The 15,259-nt window shown below is 64.8% G+C and carries 12 protein-coding genes and 1 pseudogene; 7 read left to right on the forward strand and 6 right to left on the reverse strand.

Going from position 1 to position 15,259, the window contains the following annotated elements; genetic code table 11:
* Positions 1-213 precede the first annotated feature (213 nt).
* On the forward strand, positions 214-1,587 hold the full coding sequence (locus FJW05_RS17065; RefSeq protein WP_246673501.1) for an MFS transporter: 1,374 nt from the start codon (positions 214-216) through the stop codon (positions 1,585-1,587).
* Positions 1,588-1,623: 36 nt separating this feature from the next.
* On the opposite strand, the gene purH is transcribed toward FJW05_RS17065, so the two are convergent.
* Positions 1,624-3,240, reverse strand: coding sequence for a bifunctional phosphoribosylaminoimidazolecarboxamide formyltransferase/IMP cyclohydrolase (gene purH / locus FJW05_RS17070; RefSeq protein WP_140634203.1), 1,617 nt, complete (start codon positions 3,238-3,240; stop codon positions 1,624-1,626).
* Between the two features lie 173 nt (positions 3,241-3,413).
* Here purH and FJW05_RS17075 point away from each other — a divergent pair, with 173 nt between their 5' ends.
* On the forward strand, positions 3,414-3,716 hold the full coding sequence (locus tag FJW05_RS17075) for an antibiotic biosynthesis monooxygenase (protein ID WP_140634205.1): 303 nt from the start codon (positions 3,414-3,416) through the stop codon (positions 3,714-3,716).
* Between the two features lie 11 nt (positions 3,717-3,727).
* Here the strand turns inward: FJW05_RS17075 and FJW05_RS17080 are convergent, their stop codons facing one another.
* Together FJW05_RS17080 and FJW05_RS17085 are read right to left on the reverse strand one after the other, a co-directional pair.
* Positions 3,728-5,452, reverse strand: a complete 1,725-nt coding sequence (locus FJW05_RS17080; RefSeq protein ID WP_140634207.1) for a heparinase II/III family protein — start codon at positions 5,450-5,452, stop codon at positions 3,728-3,730.
* A 161-nt stretch (positions 5,453-5,613) separates the two neighbouring features.
* On the reverse strand, positions 5,614-6,438 hold the full coding sequence (locus FJW05_RS17085; protein ID WP_140634209.1) for an AraC family transcriptional regulator: 825 nt from the start codon (positions 6,436-6,438) through the stop codon (positions 5,614-5,616).
* A 92-nt stretch (positions 6,439-6,530) separates the two neighbouring features.
* Here FJW05_RS17085 and FJW05_RS17090 point away from each other — a divergent pair, with 92 nt between their 5' ends.
* On the forward strand, positions 6,531-7,466 hold the full coding sequence (locus FJW05_RS17090) for a phytanoyl-CoA dioxygenase family protein (protein ID WP_140634211.1): 936 nt from the start codon (positions 6,531-6,533) through the stop codon (positions 7,464-7,466).
* A gap of 385 nt (positions 7,467-7,851) precedes the next feature.
* Here the strand turns inward: FJW05_RS17090 and FJW05_RS17095 are convergent, their stop codons facing one another.
* The gene (locus FJW05_RS17095) at positions 7,852-9,234 is read right to left on the reverse strand and encodes an RsmB/NOP family class I SAM-dependent RNA methyltransferase (protein WP_181164988.1); all 1,383 of its coding nucleotides are present in this window, start codon (positions 9,232-9,234) and stop codon (positions 7,852-7,854) included.
* Positions 9,225-10,262: a zinc metalloprotease HtpX gene (gene htpX / locus FJW05_RS17100; RefSeq protein WP_140634215.1), complete on the reverse strand. Its 1,038-nt coding sequence runs from the start codon at positions 10,260-10,262 to the stop codon at positions 9,225-9,227. Before htpX ends, FJW05_RS17095 begins: the two co-directional genes overlap by 10 nt.
* 104 nt (positions 10,263-10,366) lie before the next feature.
* Here htpX and FJW05_RS17105 point away from each other — a divergent pair, with 104 nt between their 5' ends.
* Positions 10,367-10,582, forward strand: coding sequence for a DUF1674 domain-containing protein (locus tag FJW05_RS17105; protein ID WP_140634217.1), 216 nt, complete (start codon positions 10,367-10,369; stop codon positions 10,580-10,582).
* Between the two features lie 369 nt (positions 10,583-10,951).
* Here FJW05_RS17105 and FJW05_RS17110 read toward each other — a convergent pair whose 3' ends face one another.
* On the reverse strand, positions 10,952-11,617 hold the full coding sequence (locus FJW05_RS17110) for an HAD-IA family hydrolase (protein WP_140634219.1): 666 nt from the start codon (positions 11,615-11,617) through the stop codon (positions 10,952-10,954).
* Between the two features lie 95 nt (positions 11,618-11,712).
* On the opposite strand from FJW05_RS17110, the pseudogene FJW05_RS27775 reads away from it, so the two are divergent.
* From FJW05_RS27775 to FJW05_RS17125, 3 genes and pseudogenes are all read left to right on the forward strand, one after another.
* Positions 11,713-11,889 (forward strand): annotated as a pseudogene (locus FJW05_RS27775) (transglutaminase family protein); the annotation flags it as partial.
* A gap of 286 nt (positions 11,890-12,175) precedes the next feature.
* Positions 12,176-13,591 (forward strand): pilus assembly protein, encoded by a 1,416-nt coding sequence (locus tag FJW05_RS17120; RefSeq protein ID WP_140634221.1) that lies wholly within the window; start codon positions 12,176-12,178, stop codon positions 13,589-13,591.
* Positions 13,592-13,988: 397 nt separating this feature from the next.
* Positions 13,989-15,257: a cyclopropane-fatty-acyl-phospholipid synthase family protein gene (locus FJW05_RS17125; protein WP_140634223.1), complete on the forward strand. Its 1,269-nt coding sequence runs from the start codon at positions 13,989-13,991 to the stop codon at positions 15,255-15,257.
* Positions 15,258-15,259 lie beyond the last annotated feature (2 nt).

Genomic DNA, 15,259 nt, shown 5'->3' on the forward strand with positions numbered 1-15,259 from the left:
GGGGGAAAGGTGGCGCTGCGAAGCAGCGACGGATTGGGGGAACCACGTGGCAATCAAGCCTCGGCCTGATCAGTCACACCAGTCACAGAAGATGCATGCATCGCGTAGCCCACTTCGTGGGGCGAGGAATTGTCGCCATGCTTGTTCATTTGCATGGCTGGCTGAAAACATGCAGACATGGCGCCCGACGCGAGCGATGCCAGGGGAATCAGCATGGTGGCAGTAGAGACAGTGCAGCGGGCATCGGGGCGCGGCATCTGGGGGTGGATGTTTTTCGACTGGGCGGCGCAGCCTTTCTTCACCGTCGTCACCACCTTCATCTTCGGGCCCTATTTCGTCTCGCGCATGGCGAGCGATCCGACCGCCGGGCAGGCCGCGTGGGGTTACGGCATTGCCGCCGCGGGCCTGGTCATCGCGGTGCTGTCGCCGGTGCTCGGCTCGATCGCCGACCAGACAGGGCCGCGCAAGCCGTGGATCGCCTTCTTCGCGGCCATCAAGATCGTCAGCCTCACGCTTTTGTGGTTCGCAGCGCCGGGCTCGAACCTTTTCCTGGTCGTGCTGTTGTTCTCGCTGGCTTCGGTGGCGGCCGAATTCTCCACCGTGTTCAACGATTCCATGATGCCGCGGCTGGTGCCGAAGGAAGAGATCGGCCGGGTATCCAACATGGCCTGGGGCCTTGGCTATCTCGGCGGCATGATCGCGCTGATCTTCGTGGTGCTGTTCCTGGCGGGCAATCTCGAGACCGGCAAGACGCTCATCGGCCTTGATCCATTGTTCGGACTCGATCCGAAACTCGGCGAGGATGCGCGCTTCACCGGGCCGATGTCGGCCGGCTGGTATTTGCTGTTCATCCTCCCGATGTTCTTCTTCACGCCGGACGCCACCAAGGGGATCCCGATCGGGCCGGCAGTGCGCGAGGGGCTGTCCGAGCTGAAGTCCACCCTGGTGGAGGTGCGCCAGCGCAGCGGCATCCTGCGCTTCCTCTTGGCCCGCATGATCTATCAGGACGGCGTCAATGCGCTGCTGGCGCTCGGTGGCACGTTCGCAGCCGGCATGTTTCACTGGTCGATCACCGAGATCGGCCTGTTCGGCATCATCCTCAATATTGTCGCCATATTCGGCTGCTGGATCGCGGCGCGGCTCGATACCGCGCTTGGCTCAAAGCATGTGGTGATGATCGCGCTGGTGATGCTGTCGGTCGCCACGATCGGCGTCGTCTCGACCGGACCGGGCTTTACGCTGCTCGGCCTGATTCCGCTCTCCACCGTCGATTCCGGCGGCCTGTTCGGCACCGCGGCGGAGAAAGCCTATATCCTCTACGGCCTGCTGATCGGGCTCGCCTTCGGTCCGGTGCAAGCCTCGTCGCGCTCCTACATGGCGCGCAGCGTGACCGCCGCCGAGTCCGGCCGCTATTTCGGCATCTATGCGCTGGCGGGACGCGCAACCAGCTTCCTGGCGCCATTCATGGTGGCGACCATCACCACCATCAGCGATTCGCCGCGGCTCGGCATGGCGGCCATCATCCTGTTCCTCGGCATCGGCATGGCGATCCTGGCGGAGACGCCATATCCGGCGGACAAGCGGTAGTATTTCCCTTCTCCCACAAGGGGAGAAGAAGAAGCGCTAATGCCTAAAATGCCTTATGCCGGTGAACACCATGGCGATGCCGTGCGCGTCGGCGGCGGCGATGACGTCCTCGTCGCGCATTGAGCCGCCGGGCTGGATGATCGCCGTGGCGCCGGCTTCGATCGCCGACAAGAGGCCGTCGGCGAAGGGGAAGAAGGCGTCCGAGGCGACGACCGAGCCCCTGGTCAGCGGTTCGGCGAGGCCGGCCGCTTCGGCAGCGTCGAGCGCCTTGCGGGCGGCGATGCGCGAGGAATCGACGCGGCTCATCTGGCCGGCGCCGATGCCGACGGTCGCGCCGTCCCTGGCATAGACGATGGCGTTGGACTTGACGTGCTTGGCGACGCGGAAGGCGAATTTGAGGTCGGCCATCTCTGCCGGCGTCGGCGCCCTCTTCGTCACCACTTTCAATTCGAGGTCGTCGACCACGGCATTGTCGCGGCTTTGCACAAGCAGCCCGCCGGCCACGGATTTCACCGTCGTGCCCGCGGCGCGGGGATCGGGTAGGCCGCCGGTGACCAGCAGGCGCAAATTCTTCTTCGCCGCGACGATCGCGGCGGCTTCGTCGGTGGCATCGGGCGCGATGATCGCCTCGGTAAAGGTCTTGACGATCTCTTCCGCCGCCTCGGCGTCGAGGATGCGGTTCATGGCGACGATGCCGCCGAAGGCCGAGACCGGATCGCAGGCCAACGCCTTGCCGTAGGCCGCCTTCAGCGATGAGCCTTCGGCAACGCCGCAGGGATTGGCGTGTTTGATGATGGCGACCGCCGCCGAGCGCGCCGGATCGAACTCGCCGACCAACTCGAAAGCGGCGTCGGTGTCATTGATGTTGTTGTAGGAGAGCTGCTTGCCCTGCAACTGTTTTGCCGTTGCCACGCCCGGCCGCCTGTCTCCCGACAGGTAGAAGCCTGCGCCCTGATGCGGGTTCTCGCCATAGCGCATCACCTGGTCGAGCCGGCCGCCGAATGCGCGCCATGTCGGATGCTCGATCTCCAGCGCCTCGGCGAACCAGCCGGAGATCGCGGCATCATAGGTGGCGGTGCGGGCAAAGGCCTTGGCCGCCAGCATCTTGCGGAAATCAAGCGACAGCGAGCCCAGATTCATCTCCAGCGCGTTGACGACGGAAGCATAGTCGGCCGGGTCGGTGACGATGGCGACGTAGGCGTGGTTCTTGGCCGAGGCGCGGATCATCGCCGGCCCGCCGATGTCGATGTTCTCAACGATCGAGGCATAGCCGGCGCCGGAGCGGCGGACGTCCTCGAACGGATAGAGATTGCAGACGACGAGGTCGATCGGCTCGATGCTGTGGTCGTGCATGGCCTTGGCATGCTCGGCGTCGTCGCGGATGCCGAGCAGCGCGCCATGCACCGACGGATGCAAGGTCTTCACCCGCCCATCCATGATCTCGGGAAAGCCGGTGAGCTCGGAGACGTCGCGGACCGCCAGGCCCGCCCCGGCGAGGGCCCTTGCCGTGCCGCCGGTCGAAACCAGCTCGACGCCGGCGGCGGCGAGCGCCTTGGCGAAATCGACCAGGCCGGTCTTGTCGAAGACGGAAAGCAGCGCGCGGCGCACCGGAACGAGGTCGGGCGCCGGAATGTTTTTTGTGGGCACGGCCATGCGGGGGCCTTTCACGACTGTTGGGAGCGTTGGCCGGCCCTAGCATATGAGCCCCGGAAATCAAGCGCCGCGTCCTTGGCAGTTGCGCGCCGGCTTCCCGAAAGGGTGAAGTTTGCCCAAGGGCGCTGCGTCGTTTACGGGATTAGGCTCGCTCATCATCGGAGGAAACAATCATGGCATTCGTGCGTGTAGGCCAGTTCAAGGCATTGACGGCAAGGGTCGAGGAACTGCGCGCTATCTATGAGGCCGAAGCGATCCCTGCCATCCGCGCCGCCCGAGGCAACATCAGCGCCTTGTTGCTGCAGCAGCACCAGGCGCGGGATGCCTTCATGGCCATCACCGTCTGGGACACCGCCGAGGACGCCGAACGCTACGAGCGGAGCGGCCAGGCCGCGGCAATGGTCGACAAGATCCGTTTTGCCTTCGCTGAACCGCCGTCGCTCGCCACCTATGACGCCTTCGGGATTCCTGGCTGAGAAGCGTCAGCTCAATTGCTTTCGGGATAGCCTGCGATATCGGTACGCGTCAGCTGCCAATGGACCTCGGCGATCTCGGAGGCCCTGAAGGCGAGCACGATCTGCCGGCTGCGGCGCGGGCCGCCCAATCCGGCGAAGTAGATCGATTCCTCGACCTCCGGCGCCATTTCGGCGCAGGTGAAAACCCAGGTGTCGCCCTGCGCGGCAGCCAGGGTCAGGCGGTCGTGATCGTCCTGCAGCAGGCTGATGTCGGGGTGGACGTGGAAGCGCACCGTGACGAAGTCGCGGCCGTTGTTGCGGATCGCGGCATTGCCCGGGCGCAGGAAACGGTCGCGGCCGGCAAGCACGTTGCCGTTCGCGGTCAGCTTCAGCTCGCGCTCGTGCAGGAAACCGAATTGCGCGACATAGCCGTCGTGGCGCGCGACGAAGCCGTGCACGCCCTTCTGGTCGAGGCGCTTGCAGGGCACGTGCTGCGGGCCGCCGATCAGCGGCGATCCCAACAGGTCGCTGACGCGCAGCGAGTGGCTGAAGCGCGCCGACGAGGTGTCGTTGAGCGTGGCGGTCGAATGCGCGGCGGTGGCGCGCGCCAGCGGCCGGAATTCCGGGGCGCCATAGGTGTCGATGCCGGCATTGACGATGAAGTGCTGGCGCCCGGAGGAGAGCTCGAAGGCGAGGCAGCCGGCATGTGCTGCGTTGGAGACGTCGAGCGGCGGCGGCAGGCCGGTGTCGGCGATCACCGTCACGCCGCCCATCGACAGCCGCTCGTAGCCGGAATGCGGCGCGTGCAGCAGCGGCGCGCCCACCGTGTCGTCATGGCGCATGATGGTGGCAATGCGGTCGTGGATGGTGGCGCCCATGCCGTTGAAGCGGGCGAGGCTGCCGTCCTGATGGCGAAAGAAACGCAGCGCCGGCAACATCCGGTCGATGGCGCCGATCAAGGCCGACGGTGGCGCCTCGGCCTGGTTGGCATAGGTCTGGCGCAACGGCAGAAGGTCGGCCAGCAGCTCCAGCACCGCCATCGGCTTGCGCGAGATATGGCCGCCATCGGGCAGGATCTGATGCTCGAGCTCCTCAGCCAGGTTGCGTGTCGCGGCACGCAGCGCCGAGGCCGGCGCCGGCAGGGACAGCGCGGCGAAGGCGAGCGCGATGCGGGCGCGCAGCCTGGCCTCGCCATCCGGCATCTCGCGCACCATCGAGCGGAGGTAGCGGATCTGCACGGCGAGCGATTTCAGGAAGGCGCGATAGAAAGGAAATTCGGCGCCTTGCAGCACCACCGAGGAATGCTGCAGCCAGGCGATCACCCGCTTGGCCGTCGTTCCCGGCTCCCAGGCGATGCCGGAGATCTGGTTGCCATGCATGGCGATCCAGTCGGTCACCAGGGCTCTCGCGTTGGCGGCGGCGAGCTCGGTGCCGGTGGCGCGCATGTGGCGCAGCCAGCGGAAGCCATGCAACGATTTCTGCCAGCCACGATTGGGCACGTCGAGCTGAAAGGGCGATCTGCCGCCGGTCTCGACCATGTGGCCGGACAGCGGGTAGCGACCGTAATAGATCTCCAGCGCGATTTGCGGATCGGCGAGCCGCAGATCCGGCGGCGCGATCAGGACGCGTTCGGGCGTGCGGCCGGAATAGCGCCAGCGATAAACCGGCCCGGCGCGGAGGCGCCGGCGCGTTTTGCGCCAGAACTCCCTCGCGACAAGCGTCCACAGACGCGTCGTGCTGCCGGCAACAAGTGCCAATAGCCCTCCTGATGTCCCCATAACCCGAGCACAAGCTTATGCGATTCAAGAACTTATGCGAAGGCGGATTTCGCCGAAGTGAAGCAATTCACGCGGCCGCGGCCGGGTCCTCCCTAAAAAAGTCCGGGCTTTCCGGGACATGCCGGCGGCGGCGCGGCGGCTTATGCCCTCCTGTGGCGGCGGCGGAACTCGCTCGGCGAACAATCCTCCCGGCTGCGGAAAAGCCGGGAAAAGTAGAAGGCGTCGGCAAAGCCCACAGCCTGCGCCACCGCCTCGACGGGCGAATCGGTCGCCGCCAACAGCTGCTTGGCGAGGTCGAGGCGGATGCGCAACTGGAACGATTTTGGCGACAGGCCGGTGTGCAGCGCGAACCTGCGCCGCAGCGTCGCCGGCGACATGCCGAACTTTGAGGCAAAGGCGCTGAAATCGATCGGCTCGGCGGCGTGGTCGCGCAAGTCGTCGACGACCTCGCGGAAATCCGGATCGAGGTCGCCGCTGCTTCGGTCCACTCCCTGCCGGGCAGCCTGCACGACCAGACGATAGAGGGTGGCGGCGGCCTCCGCCTGGCTTAGCGGCGTGTCTCGGGAAAGTTCGGCATGGAGCCGGTCGAACAGAAGGCACATGCCGCCGAGGTCGGACAAGGGAACGACCGGGGCCGGCTCGACGATGAGCCGCATGCGCGTGAAGTCTCGCGTGAGCGCGCCGCCGAAAAGCGCCCAGCGCTCGCTCCAGCCCGGGCCGTCGGGTCCATAGGAATGGGCCGTGTCCGGGAACAACCAGAACAGGCTGGGCGCCACGATCGCGTGCCTGCCCGCGGTCTTGGTTTCCAGCCAGCCCCGGCCTTCTTGAACGAGAACGACCGCGAAGTCCGGCAGCTTTCGCCGGATGATGGCCCGGCTGACACGATGTCGGCCTATTCCCCGCACCGACAGCCCGCCCATCGCGGCCGGCGGCGATCGATATAGCGCATAGGACGAATCCGGCATGAGCGAAAAGTCCAGTTGGAATTTCTGTCCATGGGAAGTGCCGCGAGACTAGGCCATTGTCCGCGCCAATTGAAGAACTCCGGATGATTGAAATGTCGGTATCTTGCTTCGGGAAAGCTTCCGTGAACGATCTTCCCCCGGTCGCCTTGACGGCCAACGGCAAGGCGCTGTCCACGGCGCCGGACAGGCTGGGACATCTCTCGCCGACCGATCCGGCGGTCGGCGTCGAGGCCATTCGCCGTCTCTATGCGACGCAAGGCTATGTCTGGCTGAAGGGGCTTTTACGGCGCCGCGACGTGATCGATTTTCGCGGCTTCGCGCTTTCGCATCTTGCCGCAAGCGGATTGCTGAAGCCGGAGACCGATGCTTCGCTGGGCATGGCGTCCACCGGCGCGTTCGATCGCCAGCTCGCCGATCGCCGGCTGATGTCATTGGTCCGTTCGAGCGCCTATGAAGGCTTTTGCGCGCAGCCCCGCCTGTCGCGGCTGATGGATGCGTTTGTCGGAGGCCTGTCCTACCTGCACAAGCGAAAGATCATGCGCTTCACCATGCCTGGAACCGCCACCGCCACGCCGGCGCACTACGACCTCGTCTATCTGCGCGGCGGCACAAACCGCGTGGTGACCGTCTGGATTCCGATCGGCGATACCTCCATCGACATGGGCGGGCTTGTCTACCTGGAGGGATCGCACGCCGTCGGCGCAACGATGGAGGCCCGCTTCAGCAGCGACAATGCCGGGCTCGGCCCGGAGGAGCGCATCAGCGCCTACAACCGCAACATGAGCGAAGGCGGCTGGGTGTCGAAGGACCTGCCGGCGATGGCGGAGCGGTTCGATGCGCGCTGGCTAATGGCGGATTACGAGGCGGGCGACGTCGTGCTGCACTCGCCCTACATGATCCACGCCTCCACGACCAACCGGAGCGTCGATGGCCTGATCCGCCTGTCGACGGACATCCGCTACCAGAATGTCGACGACGAAATCGACGCCCGCTGGGGGGATCACTGGAGCCTCGACGACATGCTTTAGGGTGGGCTGGTATTCAGGTGAGGTGAGAGTATGGACGAGGGTTTCCTGGAGCGATCGGCACGTCAGATCTCCCTCTCGTTTCGATGCTGAGCCTCGCGATTGGCCGAAGCCTTCCGAACTTCGTCATCCACGGGCGGAGCGACGCGAAGCGGAGCGGAGACCCGAGGATCCATTCCGTTACTTTCGCCGAGGAATGCAGCGGAGCAGAATTCTGCACCGTCGCAACGCTTCAGCGTAACGGAATGGATTCTATGGTCTGCGCCGCGTCGCTTCGCTCCTTGCTCCGCCATAGAATGACGAGGTTCGAAAGCCTCGGCTAATCGCGAAAGCGTGCGATCGGCTCACGCGAACACAGCAAACCTCTGTCCCCAGTGCCAGGAAAACCCTATCCAACCCGCCGCATCCGTGCGGCGAAGAAGCCGTCCAGGCCAGAAATCCCTGGCGTTCCCAGCGCCAGGTCGGCCGGCGTGGTGCGCAACGTCCCCTCCGGCGTCAGGAATCGATCGATGCCGGCGAACTCGCCCGGACGGACTGGATCGGCGACGACGCCGGGGCTCCCGGCGAGGAAATCCCGATAAAGCTCCTCGCCTTCAATCGGGTCGAGCGAGCAATTGGAAAAGACGATCCGGCCGCCGGGCCTGACGAGGCCAACGGCATGGGCAAGCAGCCGGCGCTGGAGGTCGGCTAGCTTCTCGACATCGGCCATGGTCTTGGTCCATGGCACGTCGGGGTGGCGGCGCACCGTGCCGGTCGAGGAGCAGGGCGCATCGAGCAGGACGGCGTCGAACAATTGCGCCGGCCGGTAATCCAGGAGGTCGGCCTGGACGAGCTCGGCGGCCAGGCCGAGGCGCTCGAGATTCTGGCTGAGCCGCGCCAGCCGGTTCTTCGAGGCGTCGACCGCGGTCACCTCGGCGCCGGCCAGGATAAGCTGCGCCGTCTTGCCGCCGGGCGCGGCGCAAAGGTCGGCGACGCGCTGGCCCTTGATGTCGCCGAACAGGCGTGCCGGCAAGCTTGCGGCGGCATCCTGCACCCACCAGGCGCCGTCGGCGAAGCCGGGCAGGTCGATGACATTGGCGGCAAGCTTTTCGACACGCACGGTGCCGGTTGGCAGCACGATGCCGCCCAGACGCTCGGCCCAGAGCGCCGGATCGGCCTTGACGGTGAAGTCGACGGGCGCCTCGTGGCGATGGGCGGCAAGAATGGCGCGCGCCTTGTCGGCTCCGTAGGCGGCGGTCAGCCGCTCCGAAAACCATTGCGGCGCCTCGCTGGTGGCGGCAGGCGCCGGGGCAAGCTCAGCCTCCTTGGCGCGGGCCAGCGAGCGCAACACGCCGTTGACGAGGCCGGAGAAACGCAGCGTTCGCGGATCGGACTTGGCGTGGGTGACGGCAAGGTCGACGGCGGCGCTGTCGGGAACATCGAGGAACAGGATTTGGGCGGCGGCGACATTGAGGATATGCGAGAGCGCCGTGGCGTTGGCCGGCAGCGGCTTTTCCAGGCGCTTGGACAGCAGCCCGGCAATGGTCATGCGGTGGCGCAGCGCGGTGACCAGGATGGCGCGCACCAGCGCTCGGTCGCGGCCGTCCAGCGCCTTGTATTGCGGATGGCCGTGCTCGTTGTCGGTCAACCCGTCCAGCGGCGTGCGGGCATCGATGACGGCGGCAAGCAGCCGCGCCGCCGCCTTGCGCGCGGCAAGGCCGGCGACGTTCTCGTCACCAGCCTTGTGTTGCGGATTGCCTGAATGTCCGCGCCTCGGCGGCGTCACGACCAGGGACCCTTCGACCGGACATTGCGCGGTCCGGTCGGGTTGCGGCCCCAGGGATTGGGCTTTGGCGGCGCCGGCTCAGCCTCCTCCGGCGGCGGGTCCGCCGGCTTGCCCCATGGCCCCGCCGACGGCTCCTCGGGCTGGATGGGTGGCGGAGAAGCCTGGCGCCGGGCGGCCGGCGATGCGCCGCCCATCGCGCGCGCCATCTCCTGAAGCGCGGCTATGCGGTTCTCGGTGTTCGGGTGGGTCGAGAACAGATTGTCCATGCGCTCGCCATGCAGAGGATTGATGATGAAAAGATGCGCCATCGCCGGATTGCGCTCGGCATCCTCATTGGGGATCCGTTCGGCGCCGCGTGCGATCTTGGCGAGGGCCGAAGCCAGCCACAACGGGTTGCCGCAGATCTCGGCGCCGCGTCGGTCGGCTTCGTATTCGCGGGTGCGGCTCACCGCCATCTGCACGATCATCGCGGCGAGTGGCGCAACGATCATCGCTACAAGCACGCCGACAAAGCCGAATGGATTGTTGTTCTCGCGGCTGCCGCCGAAGAAGAAGGCGAAATTGCCGAGCATCGAGATGGCGCCGGCGAGCGTCGCCACGATCGTCATGGTCAGCGTGTCGCGATGCTGCACATGGGCAAGCTCATGCGCCATCACCGCCGCGACCTCTTCGTCGGAAAGCTGCTGCAGGAGGCCGGTCGATGCCGCCACGGCGGCATTCTCGGGATTGCGGCCGGTGGCGAAGGCGTTGGGCTGCGGGTTGTCGATCAGATAGGTCTTCGGCATCGGCAGGCCGGCTTGCTTGGCCAGCGCCTGCACGATCGCGTAATATTCGGGCGCGTTCTTCGCGTCGACCTCGACGGCGCGGTTCATCGACAGCACCATCTTGTCGGCGTTCCAATAGCTGAACAAATTGGTGCCGGCGGCGATCAGAAGCGCGATGACCATGCCGCCCGAGCCGCCGATCAGATATCCGACGCCCATGAACAGCGCCGTCATCGCGGCAAGAAGCATTGCGGTGCGAAGCGTGTTCATCGTTTCATCCGTCTGGTCTGGTGGCGAATAGGGGTCGATCCTTCTGTCGTCATGGCTATATGATGGGAGACGCCGGTCGTCGTTTCAATCGGCGGGAGTATCGAATGACCGAAGAACCATACAAAACCGGACCGGTTGCCGCGACCGACACGCAGGCGCTGACGCCCGAAGCGCAGCGGGCGTTAGCAGAGGCTGAAGCCCGTCGTCAAAAGTATCGAGCGGCGGAAGCGCAATTGCCGAAGGAAATCGGCGGTCGCGGCGGCAAGGAACCTGGCCGCTACGGCGACTGGGAGGTGAAGGGGCTCGCCACCGATTTCTGACCAGAACCGGTTCCCTAGCGCGGAAATCTTGACCGGTTGGATAGTGGTCACGCAGATTGCATGCGTTGGCGATTGGTCGAATGCCCATCGCTTCGTCATTCTATGGCGGAGCAAGGAGCGAAGCGACGCGCGCAGACCATAGAATCCATTCCGTGACGTTGAGGCGTTGCAACGGAGCAGAATTCTGCTCCGCTGCATTCCTCGGCCAAGGTCACGGAATGGATCCTCGGGTCTGCGCGCCGCTGCGCGTCGCTCCGCCCGTGGATGACGAAGTTCGTAGGCTTCGGCCAATCTCGAAGGTTTGGCTGATTCGGCGAAACGAACGGTGAAAACAAGCCTTGCATCCGTCAAGGTCCCTGTACGAGCGACTTAGGCCGCAGCCCGTGTCGGCGACAACGCGATGAAACCGGTATCGTCCACCGCGATGCCGATTTCGTCATAGGAACGGATTGTCGGCTGTGGTGTGACCAGCGGGTGGACATGCGTGGCGCTGATCACCACTACCGACGCGCCGGAGGCCTCGCCTGCCGCGACGCCCGCCGGCGCATCCTCGAAGACCAGGCAGTCGCGCGCCTCGACGCCGAGACGCTTTGCCGCCAAAAGGAAGCAGTCCGGCGCCGGCTTGCCATGGGTGACGTCTTCGGCCGTGACCATCATGGCGGGAACCGGAATGCCGGCCGCCTCGATGCGCAGCAGCGCCAGCTCGCGCGGCGCCGAGGTGACGATCGCCCAGCGCTCCGGCGGCAGCGATTGCAGAAACGCGATGGCGCCGGGAATTGGCACGATGCCTTCGAGGTCCTCCGCCTCGGCCTTGAGCAGCGCATCGGCTTCCGCGACGGCGTCTACCCCCGGCAGCCTCAGTTCCGCGATCGTCTCGATCGCGCGCTTGCCGTGGATCGTGGGCAGGAAAGCCGCCACGTCGAGGCCGTGACGCTCCGCCCATTTTGCCCACACCCGTTCCGCTGCCGCGATCGAGTTGAGCACCGTGCCGTCCATGTCGAATAGGAAGGCGGCGAATTTCGAGCCTGCAAACATCGGATGTCCTGGAGAATCGTTTTCGGGGAGGGGCGAAACGCAGAGCCCAGTTTAGACCGGCCGGCACCGCCTGAGAAGGCGGCGCCGATGGACTTCTCGGCCGGGTCGTCATCGCCCACGGCCGCGACGCCACCGACGTGCCGCTCCTGCACAGTTTCGGCTCGCACCGGCTCACGCTGTTCAAGGTGTGGACCTACGAGCAGGAAGGCAACCGCTTCAATCCCCCGCATCACGGCGTTGATCGCACGGCCAGCACACAGATGCTCGGGTAGAGGCCTGTTTCACGACAATCGCTGGTCCGCTTCGGCACAGGCCGTTTGTGCCGAAGCGGGAACGACCGCGACAGCCGCCGGCATCATGGTAAGGGCTTCATGAACGTCTGCCTGCCAGCGCATTTTCGTTTACTTCCGGTTCACCTTCAGATTTGCCGAAAGCCAGCAAAAACAATGGATTAACCTCTTGTTGATCGCCTTGCGGCGGCCGTCGCCCGCGTCTGGCCGAATTCCTGCAACGCCTTTGCCGAGCGGTACGGTGCTGCGGACAGTGGAGGCGGAAGGGATGCGGCAGTTCAGAGGTGTCGTTCGTGGGGTGGACGGCTTTGCCCGCAATCGCGAAGGCAATTTCGCGGTTCTGTTCGGAGCTGCCGCATCGGTCCTCGCGCTGGGGGTGGGATTCGCGGTCAATATCTCGCAACTCTACAATGCAAGGTCGAGCCTGCAGGGCGTCGTCGACGCCGCTGTCACCTCGACGGCCCGCGATCTCACCCTCGGCGTCATTACGGAAACCGATGCCAGCAAAACGGTGCAGGCGTTTCTCGACGCCAACAGCACGGCCGGCATACTGCAGGCCAACAAGATCGTGCTCGACAAGCTCACGGTCAACAGGACGGCCAATACCGTGCAGGCGGATGCGCATGTCGATGTCGGACTCTTTTTCCCGCTGTTCAGCACCAGCAATATGCGGCGCGTGACTGCCTCGACCACGGCGCTCTATTCGGACAAGACCGTCGAGGTGGCGATGATGCTCGACGTCACCGGTTCGATGAGGCCCGACTGGCGCACCAAGACCAACAAGATCGGCGACCTGCAGACGGCCGCATCGCAGACGGTCAAGGATCTCCTGGATCAGAACCGGGATTCCAACGATCCCCGGATTCGCGTATCGATCATACCCTACGCCGAAGCCGTCAACACCGGTGGTCTGGCCGATACCGTCTTCGTCGAGACCGAGGCGGGGCCGAAAGTGCCTCCGCCGATCGATGCCCCGGTTGCGGTTTCCGCTACGGTGTCCGACCATTGCGCAACCGAGCGCAAGGACAAGGACGGCTACGCCGATTATTCATCGGACGGGCCCTACACGCAACGCCGGGACAACCAGGGCAAGATCTATCTGGCCAAAGTCAACCGCGACTACCGCATGAAGCTATGCCCTACGGCTGCGCTGGTTCCGTTGACTGCCGATGCGGACAAGCTGCTGACGGCGATCGATCATTTTCAGGCTGGGGGCGTGACCGCAGGTGGCATTGCCGCGCAATGGGGTTACTACATGCTCTCGCCATCCTGGCGCACGGCAATCTCGAGCGCCCGCCTGGGTGCCGGCCCCGCCAACTTCGATCGGAACAGGGTGGCCAAGATCGCCATCCTGATGACGGACGGCCAGTTCAACACTGCCTTTGCCGGCGGACGCGGCGCGTCGCGGTCGCAGGATCAAGGTCAAAAGTCGCGCGCCAATGCCGAAAACATCTGCGATAACATGAAGCGCGACGGCATCGAGATATTCACCATCGGCTTCGATCTCAACGACCCGGGCATGTCCGCGACCGAACGCGATCAGGCCAAGTCCCTGTTGAAGGACTGCGCGACTGACGACACCTCGTCGCTCAAGCATTATTACGAGGCCGCCAACGGCGCCGAACTGAAACAGGCCTTCGGCGAAATCAGCCGCAATATCGAAAAGCTTACAATCAGCCGCTGACCTGCAGCGCCGACGCCAAAAGGAAAAGGCCGCCGCTTCTTGACGAAGCCGGCGGCCTTCCGTGTTTCCGTCCATGACGCGGCTTCCGGCGGCAACCCCATCGGGCTACCTGCCGCGCGTCTCGCGCCTTAACGGGAAGACTGCTTCCCGAAAGTGCAATCCGCTGAGCTCACGTTATGGAAAACGAAATCACTCGACATCGGATCACCTCCTTTCAGTTCGTTGAACACACACAGATGATGGGGTGCGTCGCGGCAAATGGCAAGGTGCCGCAACGGAATGGCAGGCGGGAAATCCCTGCCCGCGGTGTTTTTGGGCAACAGATCGGGATTGCGCTACGCAGGCCAGTTGGATGACAGTGGCGCCCGGGAAGGTCCGCATTCATCGGGAGGTGAGAATGGACGCCGCCGACAAAGCCGCGCGGATCGCACGAACGGTCGTCGAGACGCTGAAACCGGGTTTCGCGGTCAAGCTCTGGACCGGCGAGCGCATCGGTCCCGCCGGCGGTCCGGTGCTCACCATCAACGACCAGGATATCGTCTGGCAATTGCTTCGCCGGCCGCGCTTCTCGACGCTGGTCGAGATGTGGATCTCCAAGACCGTCGACATCGAAGAAGGCACGCTGTTCGATTTCTATGCCTTGCCTTCGCAAGGCAAGCTCAAGACGAAGCTCAGATCGCTGCCGAAGCTGGCGATTTTGCGCGACCTGCCGGCGGTGCTTTTCTCGCGCAAACAAATGACGGCGCGCAGCGATCTTTCCGGCCGCAACCCTTATGTCAGCGGGTCGAACAAGGAGGCGATCCAGCACCATTACGACATTTCGAACGCCTTCTATCGGCTCTTCCTCGACGAGCGCATGGTCTATAGCTGCGGCTATTTCAGGGATTTCGCCAACGGCATCGGCCAGGCGCAGATCGACAAGCTCGACCATATCTGCCGCAAGCTCAGGCTGAAGCCGGGCGAAACGTTGCTCGACATCGGCTGCGGCTGGGGCGCGATGCTGATCCATGCGGCGAAGCATTACGGCGTCGTCGGCCACGGCGTCTCGCTGTCGCAAGCCCAGACGGAGCTTGCCCGCGAGCGCATTCGCGCCGAGGGTCTGCAGGACCGCATCACCATCGAGATAAAATCCTATGCCGAACTCTCGGGCACTTTCGACAAGATCTCGTCGATCGGCATGTTCGAGCATTTGGGGATCGCCAACCACGCTGCCTATTTCTCGACTGTCCATCGCCTGCTGAAACCCGGCGGCTTCTATCTGCATCATGCCATCACCCGGCGCAGCAAGGGCGACCTGAAGAAGACCCTGCGCAAGGGGCCGGAATACAAGGCCCTGATCAAATACATCTTTCCCGGCGGCGAGCTCGACACGATCGGCATGACGCTCGGCAATCTCGAGGCGCACGGCTTCCTCGTCTATGACGTGGAAAACCTGCGCGAGCATTATGCGCAAACCTGCCGCCTGTGGGCGGAGCGCCTACATGCGCGCTTCGACGAGGCGGTCGCCGAGGTCGGCGAGCCCAAGGCGCGGCTGTGGCTGCTCTATCTGACGGGTTGCTCGATCACCTTCGAGCGCGGTTCGGCGCAGATTTTCCAGACTGTGGCTACCAGGCGCGCCCGCGGCCCGAGCGGCCTGCCGCCGACACGGGCGGATTTGTACCGGTAGAT

Source organism: Mesorhizobium sp. B2-9-1, from assembly GCF_006439455.1.
GTDB lineage: Bacteria > Pseudomonadota > Alphaproteobacteria > Rhizobiales > Rhizobiaceae > Mesorhizobium.

Coding starts and splice junctions, on each gene's coding strand:
- FJW05_RS17125 (WP_140634223.1), top strand. CDS start 13,989: ATGGACGCCGCCGACAAAGCCGCGCGGATCGCACGAACGGTCGTCGAG.
- FJW05_RS17065 (WP_246673501.1), top strand. CDS start 214: ATGGTGGCAGTAGAGACAGTGCAGCGGGCATCGGGGCGCGGCATCTGG.
- purH (WP_140634203.1), bottom strand. CDS start 3,240: ATGGCCGTGCCCACAAAAAACATTCCGGCGCCCGACCTCGTTCCGGTG.
- FJW05_RS17120 (WP_140634221.1), top strand. CDS start 12,176: ATGCGGCAGTTCAGAGGTGTCGTTCGTGGGGTGGACGGCTTTGCCCGC.
- FJW05_RS17105 (WP_140634217.1), top strand. CDS start 10,367: ATGACCGAAGAACCATACAAAACCGGACCGGTTGCCGCGACCGACACG.
- FJW05_RS17110 (WP_140634219.1), bottom strand. CDS start 11,617: ATGTTTGCAGGCTCGAAATTCGCCGCCTTCCTATTCGACATGGACGGC.
- FJW05_RS17075 (WP_140634205.1), top strand. CDS start 3,414: ATGGCATTCGTGCGTGTAGGCCAGTTCAAGGCATTGACGGCAAGGGTC.
- FJW05_RS17090 (WP_140634211.1), top strand. CDS start 6,531: ATGTCGGTATCTTGCTTCGGGAAAGCTTCCGTGAACGATCTTCCCCCG.
- htpX (WP_140634215.1), bottom strand. CDS start 10,262: ATGAACACGCTTCGCACCGCAATGCTTCTTGCCGCGATGACGGCGCTG.
- FJW05_RS17085 (WP_140634209.1), bottom strand. CDS start 6,438: ATGCCGGATTCGTCCTATGCGCTATATCGATCGCCGCCGGCCGCGATG.